General features: G+C 59.9%; 11 protein-coding genes. 10 read left to right on the plus strand and 1 reads right to left on the minus strand.

What is annotated here, in order from left to right:
• Positions 1–19: 19 nt before the first annotated feature.
• The 4 genes from JAO73_RS00720 to JAO73_RS00735 all read left to right on the plus strand — a co-directional run bounded on the left by JAO73_RS00720 (position 20) and on the right by JAO73_RS00735 (position 3,950).
• Positions 20–223 (plus strand): hypothetical protein, encoded by a 204-nt coding sequence (locus JAO73_RS00720; RefSeq protein WP_198975269.1) that lies wholly within the window; start codon positions 20–22, stop codon positions 221–223.
• Positions 207–1,841 (plus strand): Ig-like domain-containing protein, encoded by a 1,635-nt coding sequence (locus tag JAO73_RS00725; protein ID WP_198975270.1) that lies wholly within the window; start codon positions 207–209, stop codon positions 1,839–1,841. The genes JAO73_RS00720 and JAO73_RS00725 overlap by 17 nt, the downstream gene beginning before the upstream one ends.
• A gap of 1,012 nt (positions 1,842–2,853) precedes the next feature.
• Positions 2,854–3,348 (plus strand): DUF4385 domain-containing protein, encoded by a 495-nt coding sequence (locus JAO73_RS00730; RefSeq protein WP_198975271.1) that lies wholly within the window; start codon positions 2,854–2,856, stop codon positions 3,346–3,348.
• Between the two features lie 116 nt (positions 3,349–3,464).
• Positions 3,465–3,950, plus strand: coding sequence for a hypothetical protein (locus JAO73_RS00735; RefSeq protein WP_233168618.1), 486 nt, complete (start codon positions 3,465–3,467; stop codon positions 3,948–3,950).
• 186 nt (positions 3,951–4,136) lie between these two features.
• Here JAO73_RS00735 and JAO73_RS00740 read toward each other — a convergent pair whose 3' ends face one another.
• On the minus strand, positions 4,137–5,546 hold the full coding sequence (locus JAO73_RS00740) for an inorganic phosphate transporter (protein WP_198975272.1): 1,410 nt from the start codon (positions 5,544–5,546) through the stop codon (positions 4,137–4,139).
• Between the two features lie 291 nt (positions 5,547–5,837).
• On the opposite strand from JAO73_RS00740, the gene JAO73_RS00745 reads away from it, so the two are divergent.
• The 6 genes from JAO73_RS00745 (at position 5,838) to JAO73_RS00770 (ending at position 15,709) form a co-directional block, all read left to right on the plus strand.
• Positions 5,838–7,340, plus strand: coding sequence for a glycine--tRNA ligase (locus tag JAO73_RS00745; protein ID WP_198975273.1), 1,503 nt, complete (start codon positions 5,838–5,840; stop codon positions 7,338–7,340).
• A gap of 238 nt (positions 7,341–7,578) precedes the next feature.
• Complete coding sequence (locus tag JAO73_RS00750; RefSeq protein ID WP_198975274.1) at positions 7,579–10,026, plus strand: efflux RND transporter permease subunit; 2,448 nt, start codon at positions 7,579–7,581, stop codon at positions 10,024–10,026.
• Between the two features lie 134 nt (positions 10,027–10,160).
• On the plus strand, positions 10,161–13,565 hold the full coding sequence (ileS, locus tag JAO73_RS00755; protein ID WP_198975275.1) for an isoleucine--tRNA ligase: 3,405 nt from the start codon (positions 10,161–10,163) through the stop codon (positions 13,563–13,565).
• 167 nt (positions 13,566–13,732) lie between these two features.
• Positions 13,733–14,404: a lipoprotein signal peptidase gene (locus tag JAO73_RS00760; protein WP_198975276.1), complete on the plus strand. Its 672-nt coding sequence runs from the start codon at positions 13,733–13,735 to the stop codon at positions 14,402–14,404.
• A gap of 175 nt (positions 14,405–14,579) precedes the next feature.
• Complete coding sequence (locus JAO73_RS00765) at positions 14,580–15,248, plus strand: lipoprotein signal peptidase (RefSeq protein WP_198975277.1); 669 nt, start codon at positions 14,580–14,582, stop codon at positions 15,246–15,248.
• A gap of 137 nt (positions 15,249–15,385) precedes the next feature.
• Positions 15,386–15,709, plus strand: a complete 324-nt coding sequence (locus tag JAO73_RS00770) for a hypothetical protein (protein ID WP_198975278.1) — start codon at positions 15,386–15,388, stop codon at positions 15,707–15,709.
• Positions 15,710–15,765: the final 56 nt, after the last annotated feature.

Genomic DNA, 15,765 nt, shown 5'->3' on the forward strand with positions numbered 1-15,765 from the left:
AACGGCCCATGCCCAAACCGTGCCCGCCACGCCGGCGCGGTCCGACTCGCTCAAAACGCCAGCGCCGACCTTTGTGGTGGATACCGCCCGGCAGGTCACGGTCGTTAGCGCCCCGGCCGAGCCGTCGGATGTGGTCACGCGTCCGTTGGCGTGGCGCATTGGGGCGGCCATTGTTGTTCTCACGCTTTCCACGCTGCTTCTGTATAATGTCCGTTCGCGCTGAACTGCTGGCTTTGCTGGCGCTGGTTGCCCTGCTTGATGGCTGCGCCGCCGTGGCCCCACCCCTGGGCGGCCCGCGCGACCGCACGCCCCCGCGCCGCATCAGCAGCTCGCCCGACAGCGCGGCCCGCAACGTGAGCCAGCAGTTCATCCGACTCAACTTTTCGGAGCCCGTCGTGACCAAGGACCTGAGCAAAAACCTGCTCATCACGCCCCAGCTGCCCGAAGACAACCCCTACAAGCTGCGCGAAGACCGCAACTCCATCACGCTGCTCTTCGACAAGCCCCTGGACCCGAACACCACCTACAGCTTCAACTTCCGCGACGGCGTGGTGGACATCACCGAAGGCCTGCCCGCCAAAAACGCCGTGCTGAACTTCAGCACCGGCGCCGTGCTGGATTCGGGCAAGGTGAGCGGCCTGCTCACCGACGTGCTCACCCTGCGGCCCGTGGCCGAGGCCAGCATCGGCCTCTACCGGGAGGCCGACACGGCCGGCGTGCGCCGCGGCCGGCCCTACTACACCACCCTCACCGACAAGGAAGGCAAATTCAGCCTCGGCTTTCTGAAGGCCGGGACGTATAAAGTTTACGCCGTTGGCGACAAGAACAACAACGGGCGCTACGACGACGGCGAGAAAATAGCCTACCTGCCGGCGCCCATTACCATCGCCGGCAGCACGGGCCAGCCCCTTTCCCTCGCCTTCACCCGCCCCGACCGGCGCCCGCCGCTCCTCACCACCCGCACGCCCAGCCCCACGCAGGTGCGCCTGAGCTTCAACGAAGGTTTGCGCTCGGCTGTACTGGCCCCCTTGGGCGGGACGGCTTCAGCCGAAGCCGTGACCGAAGCGGCCCAGCTCACCGACCGCGGCCGCGGCCTCGTGCTCTACAAAACGCCCGCCGTGGGCGACGGCCGCTACCTACTCACCATGACCGACAGCACCGGCAACGTGGGCCGCGACACGCTGGCCGTGAAATTTCCGGTGCCACCCGCTTCGGCCCGCAAAATGGCCAACCCGCCGCTGTACTCCGTGGAAGGCTCGCCGCGCAACGTGTTTCCCGAAGGCATGGTGCGCTTCCAGTTTGCCGTGCCCGTGCGCGTGGCCGCCGGCAAGCCCTTCGGCACGCTGGTGGAAGACTCCATCCGGCGCCGCCCCCTGCGCCTGCCCGCCGACGGCACCCTCAGCGCCGACCGCAGCCAGCTCATCGTACGCTTCAACAGCCGGGCCAAAAACCGCTTCGACATCCTGCTCGACAGCACGGCCATTACCGCCATCACCGGCCAGAGCCTGCGCCTCAAACCCCTGCGCCTTGGCATCAGCCAGCAGGACGTGTCCACCAGCCTTGCGGGCACCATCACCACCAAGGCGAAAAATTTTGAGCTGCAGCTGCTCGACGACAAATTCCAGGTAGTGGCCAGCCTGGTGTCGCCCAAAGGCCGCTATGTGTTTTCCGACATTGCGCCCGGCACCTACCGCCTGCGCGTGCTCATCGACGCCGACGGCGACGGCCGCTGGCGCGACGGCGACCCCAACCTGCTGCTCCCCGCCGAGCCCGTGTATATTGACCCACGCCCTCAACAAGTGCGCGCTGGCTTCGATATCGAGGAGCCGCTGAGCTTCTAATTCTACGTTCTGGTTTCCCAACTGAGGTCACCGGGCCCGGTCAGACGGCACATGCCTTTCGACTGGGCCCTGTGGCTGTTTGCCGTTGCTCAACGGCTGGGAAAGGTCCTGGGATTGCCCTTGTGCGTGGATGGTATGCCTGCACGGCGTAGGGGAGGAGCGTGGCTCACCGGGCCGTTCACACCCTCAGCAACGATTCTGTTTCAATTACTGGCCGCTCAGCCCGGCCCTGGCGCTACGCAGGCGTTCGGAGGCAGCTTCATGCCCCTCCAAGGCCTGCGTCCCCCGTTTCGTGGAAAACTTATGTCCGATTCCAGTTACTGAGGGCCATTTCGGGCACTAATCCACCGTTTTTCCACGGGCTTTTCCACACGGTTTTGGCGCTGTGGGAAATTTCGGGGATAACCTAGTGGAAACATTGGGCTAGCCGGGGGATAAAGCGGGCACAAGTTTTTTTGGTCGTTTCCCGGCCCGCACAGGGGTTTTTCCACGGGGATAACCGGGGATAACTTCTCCGTGCCAGCGGCCCTTCCCACATGCCCATTGAGGCGGGGATAATAAAAATGTGGAAACCCAGGACAGATGTTGAAAAATCAATCAAGTGTTTGTTAAACAGTAATTTATTATCCACAATGCCGGTGGATAGTGGGTGGAAAAGGCTTACGTTACCCCCACGTTTTCCCCGCTGGGGATAACCCTTTCGGCTTATCCACTTATCAACGTCCCTAATGAGTGGAAACAAAAAGAGTTTTTTAGAAAAAAATTTAATAAAAAGTTAAGGTTGGGGAAAACGCGACTCAAGCGTTTTGTCCTGATTCAAAAGTTTAGGACGCGCTTCAAGTGCTTGGTCCCAGCTCCAGGGTAGGCCCGCGCCACAAGCGCTTGGGTCGGGTCAGAAAGAAGTAGTCCGGCTCAGGGTTTTCCGGCGGCTCGCCGGGGAAGGGTTTTCCACCTGCCCCCACCGGTTTTCCACTGCTTGCGTACAAACCGGGCACACCTCCCCTACTCTGGAATGCCGTTCGACTATACCCTCGATTTCCACACCGTCGACTTCCGCCAGCACCCCGAACTATATCGCGTGGGCCGGGGCGAGCAGGGCGTGCTGCTGGTGCAGCCCTACAAGGGCGAAATTTTGCCGCACTGGCGCTTCAAAGACGCCGCGGCGGCCCGGGAGTCGTCGGCGACGATTTACGGCTTGTTTGAGGCCTATTTGAAGGCCCACGATTTTGTGGGCGCCGACATGGCCCGCAAATTCATTCAAATGGGCTTTACGCGGGCCCGGCGCTACGCCAACCACAAAGGCGGCAAGAAATACGCCGGCCCCGTGCCCGACGACAAAAAGGGCCAGAGCGGCGCCCACGGCCGCGCCGAGCTGCCCCGCACCACGCACCCCGACCCGGACAAGGTGGAAGCCGCTGCCATTTTCAAGCGCAAATGGGACGAGGCCAAGACCAACCCGGAATACATCCGGCAGAAGGAGGCGTTTGTGGAAAAGTATGGCAAATAATGATTAGTGGTTAACGGCTAATGATTAATGGCTCAGATGCACAATCATTAACCACTAACCGTTAACCACTAATCATTACAACCCTACCTTTGCCTACTACCCTTCACCCCAACGCCATGAGCACTCCCCAATCCTCCAGCATCGAGGAAAACGAAATTATTCTGGGCACCGGCATGGGCCCGTTGCGCTTCGGCGCCACCATGGACGAGGTGCGCACCCTGGTGGGCGAGCCCGAGGAAATTGAAGAGTCCGACGACGACGACGACTTCGAGCACCAAGCCTGGAACTACCACGAGGAAGACTACCTCCTCTCCCTCTACTTCGACCGCGAAGACGACTTCCGCCTGAGCTGCATCGAAACCGATAACCCCAACATGCGCCTCTTCGGCGAGGCCATCTACGGCCGGAGCATCGACCAGGTGAAGGCCCTCATGCAGCGCCACAACCAGCCCACGCCCGAAATCGAAACCATGGAAGAAGGCGCCGTGCGCCTCTCCTACGAGAAGTCAATGATTGACCTGTACTTCGAAGAAGGCGAGCTGCAATTCGTCAATTTCGGCGTCTTCATCAACGACGACATGGAGGTGCAGTGGCCCAAGTAATTGCTTGGTTATCCACATTTAGCCTTGTTTTTGCTGTGGATAAGTGGATAAGTAACTAAAAACAGTGGGGTTATCCCCCAGATTTTGCGTTTCGCTAGCACGCACCCGGTTTGCTAACGAAGCGGGCAAACAAAAAGGCTGCCCCGTTGAGGAGCAGCCTTTTTCATGTTAATGGCTTATTGCGAGCTAGCCCAGCACGGCGCGGAACAGCAGGAACAGCAGGCCCGAGAGCACCATGGTGACGGGCAGGGTGAGCACCCAAGCCAGCGCAATGCTGCGCACCATGCCGGGGTTGATGTTCTTGACGCCGCGGCTGGCCACCATGCTTCCCGCGATGCTGGAGGTGAGCACGTGCGTGGTGGACGAGGGCAAGTGCAGGAAGGTGCTGGCGCCAATCATGGCGGCGGCCACCAACTCGGAGCTGGCGCCCTGGGCGTAGCTCAGGTGCTCCTTGCCGATGCGCTCGCCGATGGTTTTCACGATGCGCTGCCAGCCTATCATGGTGCCCACGGCCAAGGAAAGGCTCACCATCAGCAGCACCCACCAGGGGGCGTAGTCGGTGAAGGTTTTCATCTCCTTGGTGGCGTCGTCGTAGGTTTTGCGGTCGGCCGAGCTCAGGCTCACTTTCTCGGAGCCGAGGAGCTTTTTGGCTTTGCTGGTGAGCAGCAGCACGTCGCGCCGAATCTCGAAGCGCGTTTGCTGGGGCAGTTGCTTGATGTCGGTTTTGCCGGCGAAGATGCGGTCGAGGTCGGCGGTTTCGGCCTGTATTTCGGCCAGGGTTTTCTGGTCGTTGGGGCTGAGGTCGGCTTGGTTGACGCGGCTCATCACGTACTCCACCTTGGTGAGGGACCCGCGCAGGTCGAGCGGGTTCTTGGTTTCGTCGAGAGCAAAGCGGAAGGGCACGATGCCAATCAGAATCAGCATCACCAAGCCCACGCCCTTCTGGCCATCGTTGGAGCCGTGAAAGAAGCTCACCAGCGTGCAAGTCGTAATCAGGGTGAGGCGAATCCAGAGGGGCGGGGGCTTGCGCTTGTGCGGCTCCTTAAAAATGGCCTTGCTGCGCACGAAGCGCTTGAACAGGAACATCAGGCCGATGGTGAGCGCGAAACCCAGCAGCGGGCCCACGAGCAAGGCAATGCCGGTTTCGCCGGCCTTGCTCCAGTTCACGGCCGCGCCCTTGGACTCGGGCAGCAGCGAAAACGCGATGCCCACCCCCAAAATGGACCCGATGAGGGCGTGCGAGCTCGAAGCCGGAATGCCGTAGTACCAGGTGCCGACGTTCCAGATGATGGCGGCCAGGATGAGCGCGCCCACCATGGAAATGCCGTGGTAAACGTTCTGGTCGACCAATGTTTCGACGGGCAGCAAGTAAATGATGCCCATGGCCACCCCGATGCCGCCGGCAAACACGCCGATGAAATTCCAGAAGGCAGACCAGACCACGGCCACCCACGGCCGGAGGGCGTTGGTGTAAATCACGGTGGCCACGGCGTTGGCCGTGTCGTGGAAGCCGTTCACGAACTCGAACGCGCAGGCCGCAAGCAGGCACAGGACGAGCAGAATAAGCACGTGAGGCTCTAAACCTAAACCAAACATAAAAGGCGGTTTTGTGGGAAATTGAGTGTAATCATGGGTCAAAGGTAGGGAGGTGGCTCACAGACGGCATGTTACCGAATTGTGAACAGGGGCCGGGGAGAATGCCGCAGAACGTGCTGCGAAAGGTAGCCGAAGCTTCTTTGCCGCGAGAGTGGGTAGGGCCTGCCCCGGGGAAATGTGCTGGCTGGGTTCGGCTGGGTGTTCTTTTAATGGGGTTCTAATCACGTTCCGGATTTCGCGCCTTCTACGCAGAAGTTTCAGCTTGCGCCACATCGGGCTACTTTTGCACGCATGAACCCAGCAGCAGAACCCGCGCAACTAAAAGATATCGTGGCCCACGCCAAGGAATACGGTTTCGTGTTCCAGTCCTCGGAAATCTACGACGGCCTGGCCGCCGTGTACGACTACGGCCCCAACGGCGTGGAGCTCAAAAACAACCTCAAGCGCCTGTGGTGGGACGCCATGACCCAGCTGCACGGCAACGTGGTGGGCATCGACGCCGCCATTTTCATGGACCCGCGCACCTGGGAAGCCAGCGGCCACATCGCCGGCTTCAACGACCCGCTCATTGACAACCTCGACAGCAAAAAGCGCTACCGCGCCGACGTGTTGCTCGAAGAAAAAGCCGCTGAGTACGAAAACGCCGGCGACCCCGCCCGCGGCGCCGCCCTCACCGCCGAGATGGGCCGCCTGCTCACGGCCAACGACCTGGCCGGCGTGCGCCAGCTCATCCTCGACGAGAAAATTAAGTGCCCCGTATCCGGCACCGGCAACTGGACCGAAGTGCGTCAGTTCAACCTGATGTTCTCCACCCAAGGCTCGGCCGTGGACTCGGAGGCGCCGCCCGTGTACCTGCGCCCCGAAACCGCCCAGGGCATTTTCGTGAACTTCCTGAACGTGCAGAAGTCGGCCCGCATGAAAATTCCGTTCGGCATTGCCCAAATCGGCAAGGCGTTCCGGAACGAGATTGTGGCCCGGCAGTTCATCTTCCGCATGCGGGAGTTTGAGCAGATGGAGATGCAATTCTTCGTGCGCCCTGGCACCGAAGGCGAGTGGTACGACACCTGGAAAGCTGCCCGCCGTAAGTTCCACGAGGCCATTGGCCTGCCGGCCGAGAAGCTGCGCTTCCACGACCACGACAAGCTGGCCCACTACGCCAAGGCGGCCGTCGACATCGAGTTTGAGTTTCCCTTCGGCTTCAAGGAAATCGAGGGCATTCACTCCCGCTCCGACTTCGACCTGACCCAGCACCAGAACCTGAGCCGCAAGAAGCAGCAGTACTTCGACGCCGACATCGACCCCGCCACCGGCAAGGCCTACGGCAACTACGTGCCCTTCGTGGTCGAAACCTCGGTGGGCGCCGACCGCCTGTTCCTGGCCACGCTCTGCAACGCCTACCAGGAAGAAACCATTACCGAAGGGGAGGGCGAGGCCCAGCAAACCAAAACCCGCACCTTCCTGAAGCTGCACCCGGCCCTGGCCCCGGTGAAAGCCGCCATCTTCCCGCTGGTGCGCAAAGACGGCATGCCCGAGAGAGCCCAGGAAATCTTCGACGCGCTGAAGTATGACTTCCGCCTGGTGCTGGAGGAGCGCGACGCCATCGGCAAGCGCTACACTCGCCAGGACCTCATCGGCACGCCCTTCTGCATCGTGGTCGATGGCCAGACGCTGGAGGACAACACCGTGACCGTGCGCCACCGCGACTCGCGCGAGCAGACCCGCATGGCCATCTCGGAACTGCGCGCCTACATCGGCGAGGCCGTGAGCCCCCGCCGCATCTTCGAGCAGCTATAGGAACGGACCTCTGTCGTTGCGAGGCCGCAGGCCGTGGCAATCCGTCCTGTTCTCAGCGAGCAGCCTTCTAGTGTGAAAAGCCCCGGTTCTGCCATGAACCGGGGCTTTTTGTTTGCGTTTTGTCGCCTCTCGAAGCTAGTCGCAGGGAGAGGACGGATTGCCGCGCCGCACTGTGTTCCGCTTGCGATGACAAAGGCGCGCCCGCCCTTGGCGTAACTTTGCGTTTTTGCAGGGTTTTATGTGGGAACAGCTCGCCGTCTTCATCATCCGGTTTCGCCTGTCGCTGATTGCGGTGCTGGCCGCCATCACCGTGTTCATGGCCTGGAAGGCCAAGGACGTGGAAATGACCTACGACTTCGCTCAGGTGGTGAGCGAGCAGGACCCGGACATGATTTACTTCAAGCAGTTCAAGCAGCGGTTTGGGGAAGACGGCAACGTGCTGGTTATCGGCATGCAGGACAGTTCGGTGTACAAGCTGGGCAACTTCAATGAGTTCCGCATCCTCACCGATACCCTGGCCAAAGTAGAAGGCGTGAACGGGGTGCTTAGCGTGAGCAAGCTGCTCAACATCAGCAAGGACACCGCGAATAACAGCTTCAAAGCCGCGCCCATTTTCCGGACGCCGCCCCGCAGCCAGAAGCAGCTCGACAGCCTGATGCGCGTGGTGAACAGCGTAGAGTTTTACAAGGGCCAGCTCATCAGCCCCACCACGGGCGCCACGCTGCTGGCCCTCACCATGGACCCGAAATACCTGAACTCCTCGAAGCGCCAGGCGGTGATGAACAACATCTTAGGCTTCTCGGAGAAGTTTGAGAAGAAAACCGGCATCAAGCTGCACTACGCCGGCCTGCCCTACGTGCGCTCCACGATGACGAGCAAAGTGGCTGGGGAAATGAAATTTTTCACCATTCTGGCCATGATTGTGACCGGCATCACGCTGCTGGTGTTCTTCCGCACGTGGTCGGCGGTGCTGTTTCCGCTCATTGTGGTGGGCGTCACCGTCGTCTGGTGCATCGGCTCCATTGTGCTGCTGGGCTTTAAAATCAACCTATTAACGGGGTTGATTCCGAGTATCATCATCGTTATCGGCATCCCGAACTGCACTTACCTGCTCTCGCGCTACCACTACGACTACCGCAAATCGGGCAACCAGATGCTGGCCATGACGCGGGTAATCCGCAAAATCGGCCTCGTCACCCTCATGAACAACACGACCACGGCCGTGGGCTTCATCGTGTTTGCCTTCACCGACATTGCCATTCTCTACCAGTTTGGCCTGGTGGCCACCATCAACATTTTCGCGGCCTTCGTCATCAGCTTCATCCTGATTCCGGCCGTGTTTACCTACCTGCCGCCGCCCACGCCCAAGCAACTGGAGCACCTCGACGCCAAGCCGCTCACCAAGCTCCTGGAGTTTTTCGACTACCTCGTGCTCGACCGCCGGCCCACGGTCTACATTGCGGCCCTGGTGATGGTGGGCATTGCCGCCATCGGCATCTCGCGCATCGACGCCGTGTCGTACATGGTCGACGACTTGCCCAAGAAAAGCTCCGTGAACGCCGATTTGGCCTTCTTTGAAAGCCACTTCAACGGCGTGATGCCGCTGGAATTTGAGGTGGACACCCACAAGAAGCGCGGCCTGCTGAAGCTGAAGAACCTGGAGAAAATCGACCAGTTCGAGAAGTTTCTGCGGACCCAGCCGGAGCTGTCGCCGCCCGTCAGCCTAGTCACCTTCCTCAAGGCCAGCACCCAGGCCTTCTACAACGGCGACCCCAGCTTCTTCCGCCTCCCGGATAACTCGGAGAAGAATTTCATCCTCAGCGCCCTGGCCAACTCCAAAGGCAACGCCGCCGGCGCGGGCATGAACAGCAAGCTCCTGCGCTCCTTCGCCGACAGCACCGGCCAGAAAGCCCGCATCAGCCTAAAAATCGCCGACATCGGTTCCCAGAACCTGGACACGCTGATGAACACGAAAATCATCCCGGAGATGAATCGCATCTTCAAAGGGACGGGCATGGACATCCGCCCGACGGGTACGACCATCATCTTCACCAAGGGCAATGAGTACGTCATTCACACCCTTAAAGAGAGCCTGTTCATGGCCTTCGGGCTGGTGGGGCTCGTGGTGCTCATCCTGTTCCGCTCGTTCAAAACGGTGCTGTTTGCGCTTATCCCCAATGCCGTCACGCTCATTCTCACGGCCGGCATCATGGGCTATTTCAACATTGCGCTCAAGCCCAGTACGGCCCTGATTTTCGTGATTGCGCTGGGGATAGATGGGGATAACTCCATTCACCTATTAGCAAAATTCCGCCAGGAAATGGCCCTGAACGGCCAGCGCGTGCGCGAAGCCGTATCGGTAACGCTGAGCGAGGCGGGCACCAGCATGATTTACACGAGCATTGTGTTGTTTGTAGGGTTCAGCATCTTCGCTTTCAGCGAGTTTGGCGGCACCAAGGCCTTGGGATTGTTAATGGCGGCGTCGTTGTTGATAACGAACTTCTCCAACCTGATTCTGTTGCCCGCTTTGCTCGTGACGTTCGAGCACGGCAAGAGCAGCGACATCGACAACAACGCCCTCATCCGGCACTACGATGAGTCGTACCACGAAGAGGACGATGATGCCGACCTGAACCTGAAAGAAATGCACAAAGCCTCCGACTACGAAGGCGATTACTCGATTTAAATGAACGATGTAGAGACGCATATTTGCGTCTCGTCGTCCGCGTCGTGCGGGCCTCGTTTGCCCTGAAATTCTATCGATTACCGTTCAACGACGAGACGCAAGTATGCGTCTCTACATCGTTCTAAAACTGAACAATGAAATACCCCGAATACAAGCAGCCGCTCAACTACGGCCAGCTCGGCGAGGACATCCTCGCCTGGTGGAAGGAGCACGGCATCTTTGAAAAGAGCGTGAGCAGCCGCGAAGGCCAGCCCACGTTCGTGTTTTACGAAGGTCCCCCGTCGGCCAACGGCGCGCCCGGCATCCACCACGTCATGGCGCGCACGGTGAAGGACATTTTCGGCCGCTACCAGACGCTGCTGGGCAAGCAAGTGCCCCGCAAAGGCGGCTGGGACACCCACGGCCTGCCCATCGAGCTGCAGGTGGAGAAGGAGCTGGGCATCACGAAGGAGGACATCGGCAAGAAAATCAGCGTGGAGGACTACAACCAGCGCTGCAAGGAAACCGTCATGCGCTTCAAGGCGCAGTGGGACGACCTGACCGAGAAAATGGGCTACTGGGTCGACCTCAACGACCCCTACGTGACCTTCGAGCCGGAATACATCGAGAGCTGCTGGGCGCTGCTCAAGAAGCTCTACGACAAAGGCTTGCTCTACAAGGGCTACACCATCCAGCCGTATTCGCCGGCTGCCGGCACCGGCCTTTCGTCGCACGAACTGAACCAGCCCGGCACCTACAAAGACGTGAAGGACACGACCGTGGTGGCGCAGTTCAAGGTGAAGCACACGGAGGTTTCGGAGAAGCTTTTCGCCGCTGCCGGGGCTGATGCCAACGTGTACATCCTGGCCTGGACGACTACGCCCTGGACCCTGCCCGCCAACACCGGTTTGGCGGTGGGCAAGAACATCCCGTACCAACTCATCCGCACCTTCAACCCCTACACCTACGCGCCCATCCACGTGGTGCTGGCGAAGGCGTTGGTGAACCGTTATTTCAACGAAAAAGGGGCTGCGGCACCGCTGGAAGGCTATGCCGAAGGCGACCACAAGGTGCTGCCCTGGCGCGTGGAAGGCGAGTTTACGGGCGCTGATTTGGTGGATATCAAGTACGAGCGGCTGTTCGATTTCACGCCGTTTGAAGGGCAGGAGCGGGCTTTCCGCGTCATCAACGGCGACTTCGTGACCACGGAGGACGGCACGGGCATCGTGCACATCTCGCCCACGTTTGGCGCCGATGACTTCCGCGCCGCGCAGTTGGCCGACATCCCGGCGCTGATGGTGCCGGATGCCGAAGGCACGCTCGGCCCCATCGTGGACCGGACGGGCCGCTACGTGCCCCAAATGGGCGAGTTTGCTGGCCGCTGGGTGAAGAACTACGACGGCCACGACGAAACCGGCGCCGACTATAAAACGCTGGACGAGAGCATCGTCATCAAGATGAAGGGCGACGGCACGGCCTTCAAAGTGGAGAAGTACGAGCACACCTACCCGCACTGCTGGCGCACCGACAAACCCGTACTCTACTACCCGCTCGATTCCTGGTTCATCAAGACCACGGCGGTGAAAGACCGGCTCATCGAGCTCAACAAAACCATCAACTGGAAGCCCGAAAGCACCGGCACCGGCCGCTTCGGCAACTGGCTGGAAAACCTGGTAGACTGGAACTTAAGCCGCTCGCGCTACTGGGGCACGCCGCTGCCCATCTGGCGCACCCAGGACCGCACGGAGGAAATCTGCATCGGCAGCATCGCCGAGCTGAAGGCGGAGATTGACAAGGCCGTGGCGGCCGAAATCATGACCTACAACCCCTACGCCAAGGGCGAAAAAGTGGACCTGCACCGGCCCTACGTCGACGATATTTTCCTCGTTTCGCCCACCGGCCAGCCCATGTACCGCGAGCCCGACCTCATCGACGTGTGGTTCGACAGCGGCGCCATGCCCTACGCGCAGTGGCACTATCCGATTGAAAACGAGAGTCAGTTCCAGAAGAATTTCCCCGCCGATTTCATCGCCGAAGGCGTGGACCAGACGCGCGGCTGGTTCTTCACGCTGCACGCCCTGGCCGTGATGCTGGAAGACTCGGTGGCGTTTAAGAACGTGATTGCCAATGGTTTGGTGCTAGACAAAAACGGCAACAAGATGAGCAAGCGCCTCGGCAACGCCGTCGACCCGTTTGCCACCATCAAGCAGTTCGGCCCCGATGCCACCCGCTGGTACATGATTGCCAACGCGCCACCGTGGGACAACCTTAAGTTCGACCCCGCCGGCGTGACCGAAGTGCAGCGCCGTTTCTTCGGCACGTTGTTCAATACGTACTCGTTCTATGCGCTTTACGCGAACCTGGACGAGTTTCAGACCAGTGAATTCGACCGCGTGCCGCACGCCGAATTGAGCGAGCTGGACCGCTGGGTGCTCAGCAAATTGCAGTCGCTGATTGTGGAAGCGCGCGGCCACCTCGACAACTACGACCCCACGAAGGCCGCCCGTGCCATCCAGGATTTCGTGACCGACCAGCTCTCGAACTGGTACGTGCGCCTCTCGCGCCGCCGTTTCTGGAAAGGTGAACTCACGCAGGATAAGCGCGCTGCCTTCGAAACCCTGCAGGAATGCCTGGTGGTGGTGGCGCAGCTGATGTCGCCCATCGCGCCCTTCTTCGGCGAGTGGCTGTATAAGAACATGACCGACGGTATGCGCGCCGAGGCCGTAGCCAAAAACACGCCCCTGGCCCCAGAATCGGTGCACCTCACGCTGCTGGTGGAGGCCGACACGGCCCGCATCGACCCGAAGCTGGAGGAGCGCATGGAGCTGGCCCAGCGCATCAGCTCGCTGGCCCACTCGCTGCGCAAAAAGTCGGTGCTGAAGGTGCGGCAGCCCCTGCAGCGCATCCTGGTGCCGGTGCTGAACGACTCGACCAAGGAGCAAGTCGGCCTCGTGGAGGACCTGATTTGCGCCGAAGTCAACGTGAAGCACATCGAATTCCTCGACGACGAGAGCGAAAGCGGCGTGCTGGTGAAGTCGGTGAAGCCCAATTTCAAGCGCCTCGGCCAGCAATACGGCCCGCGCCTGAAGGCCGTGGGCGCCCGCATTCAGGCTATGACGGCGGCCGAAATCTCGAAGCTGGAGAAGGAGGGAAGCCTTGCGGTGGAAGTGGATGGCCAACCCATCACCCTGGCCCCCGACGATGTGGAAATCCGCACCGACGACCTGCCCGGCTGGCTCGTGGCCACCGACGGCCCCCTCACCGTGGCCCTTGACGTGACCCTGACCGACGAGCTGCGCCAGGAAGGCCTCGCCCGCGAGCTGGTGAACCGCCTGCAGAACCTGCGCAAAGACTCGGGCCTGGAAGTGCAGGACAAAATCCGCGTCACTTTGGCAGACCAGCAGCCCGAGCTCACGGCCGCCGTGGCCGCGTTCGGCGACTACATCCGCACCGAAACGCAGGCCCTCGCCCTCACCTTCGCGGCCGATGTGAACGGCGGCTCGGTGCTCGAATTTGATGACTACTCCGTGCCGGTTCGGCTGGAGGTCGCAACTGCCTGATGCTGAACGACTCGCCGGGGCTCTGAAACCCCGGCGAGTCCTCGGCCGCACAAACACTCAATAAGCTCGTCTTTGGTCGCACAAAACCTCAGACAATCAGTTGTAAAAGGTATAAAAGGACGGTAATAAATCAGGCCGTCGTTTTCGCCGCTTTTGGCACCGTCTGAATGCACCCAACCCTCACCACTCGCCAGCAAAACGCGGCTAAATTCTTCCTGCTGGCGCTGTTCGTCATTGCCATCGACCAGCTCTCGAAGTGGGCCGTGCACACCTACATGCAGCCCGGCATGGCGGGCGAAATCCCCCTCATCGGCCACTGGGCCAAGCTGCACTACACGCTAAACCCCGGCATGGCGTTCGGCGCCGAGTTGCCCGCACCCTATGGCAAGCTGGTTCTCAGTGGGTTCCGCCTGCTGGCGGTGTTTGGCCTGAGCTACTACATTATCCGCCTCTGCAAGCAGCGCGCCGCCGGCGGCTACATCGCCTGCATGGCCCTCATCCTCGGCGGCGCCGTGGGGAACCTGATTGACTCGGTTTTCTACGGCGTCATCTACGACAACGCGCCGTTTGGCTCGCCCACGCGCTGGTTCTACGGCCAAGTCATCGACATGCTCTACGTCGACATTTACGAAGGCTTCCTGCCCCAAAACTGGCCGCTGATAGGAGGGAAGTACGTCTCGCTCTGGCCCATCTTCAACATCGCCGATTCTTCCATTTTTATCGGTGTAGCCTTGATTCTGCTCAATCAGAGCCGTTTTTTCAAGCAAGAGGAGGCTGTGGTTGCAACTGAGAAACAGCGCGAGTCGCTGGTAGCTCCTGACTCGGAGAATCTGGCGTAGTGGCGCATCCTTGAACGAAAAGGAACGTCATGCAGAGCGCAGCGAAGCATCTCGCGTGTGGTAGTAACTCAATCGAATGGATTACTTCGGCACGCGAGATGCTTCGCTACGCTCTGCATGACGTTCTTTTGTGTTCTCTTTTGCCCGCTAATCCTGCCCCCGGGCACCCTCATAAATGCACCCAACGCTCACCACCCGCCAGCATTCCGCGGCTAAATTCTTCCTGCTGGCCCTGTTCATTATTGCCATCGACCAGTTCTCGAAGTATTTGGTGCACACCTACATGCAGCTCGGTTCGGCCGGCGAAATCCCGATTTTCGGCCAGTGGGCCAAGCTCACCTACACGCTGAACCCTGGCATGGCCTTTGGGGCCGAACTGCCCGCGCCCTACGGCAAGCTGGTGCTCACCGGCTTCCGCATGTTGGCCGTGGGCGGGCTGATTTACTACATTATCCGCCTCTGCCGCCAGCGCGTGGCGGCTGGCTACATCGCCTGCATGGCCCTCATCCTCGGCGGCGCGGTCGGCAACCTGATTGATTCGATTTTCTACGGAATACTCTACAATAACGCCCCGCTAGGCTCGCCCACGCGCTGGTTCTACGGCCAGGTCATCGATATGATTTTCGTGCCGCTGTACGTGGGTTATTTCCCCAAATCCTGGCCCCTCATCGGCGGCTCGTACAGCAACGGCTTCCCCATCTTCAACATCGCCGACTCGTCCATCTTCATCGGCGTCGCCTTGATTCTACTCAACCAGAGCCGCTTTTTTAACGAATCGCAGCCCGCAGCCGCTCCCAACGAGCCCCAGCCCCTAATCGCTGCCGATGCTGAGAAGCTGGCGTAGTAGGGGAGAGGCTGGGCCGTTGAACGGTAATCGTAGAACGTCACACTTCAGAACGGTCATGCTGAGCGCAGTCGAAGTATCTCTACCGCGCAAGTAATTCCTGTTAAATGCTATAAGTCTCGATTTTACTGCTTTCTATGAGAGAATTGACCGAGGACGAGGCATACCAAGTGACAGCGCTTTTAGAAAAGCTCGTTGTGGGTTTGGGAAGCCTTGGGCGACACTACCCTGACGATGACGAAGACTTGGCTTGGGGGCTATTGTACATGTTTACGCCCAAGCTGGTGAATGAAGCTGCGCAGGTGCGCAGGATGCTTTTCAGCAAGTACAACACAGAATTGGCGGAGGGTGAGGACATGGACGAACTCGAAAAACTGTTTGTGAACCTAGCTTACCGGAAGGCTCCAACGCCCAAACAATTAGCTCGATTCAAGCAGAATCGACTGAATAAGCAGAAGTAAAAGTGCCCTTTGTTATTGTCAGTAGAGATGCTTCGCATTCGCTCAGCATGACGTTC

Origin of the sequence: Hymenobacter miniatus, from assembly GCF_016427455.1 — a bacterium.
In the GTDB taxonomy this organism is placed as follows: domain Bacteria; phylum Bacteroidota; class Bacteroidia; order Cytophagales; family Hymenobacteraceae; genus Hymenobacter; species Hymenobacter armeniacus.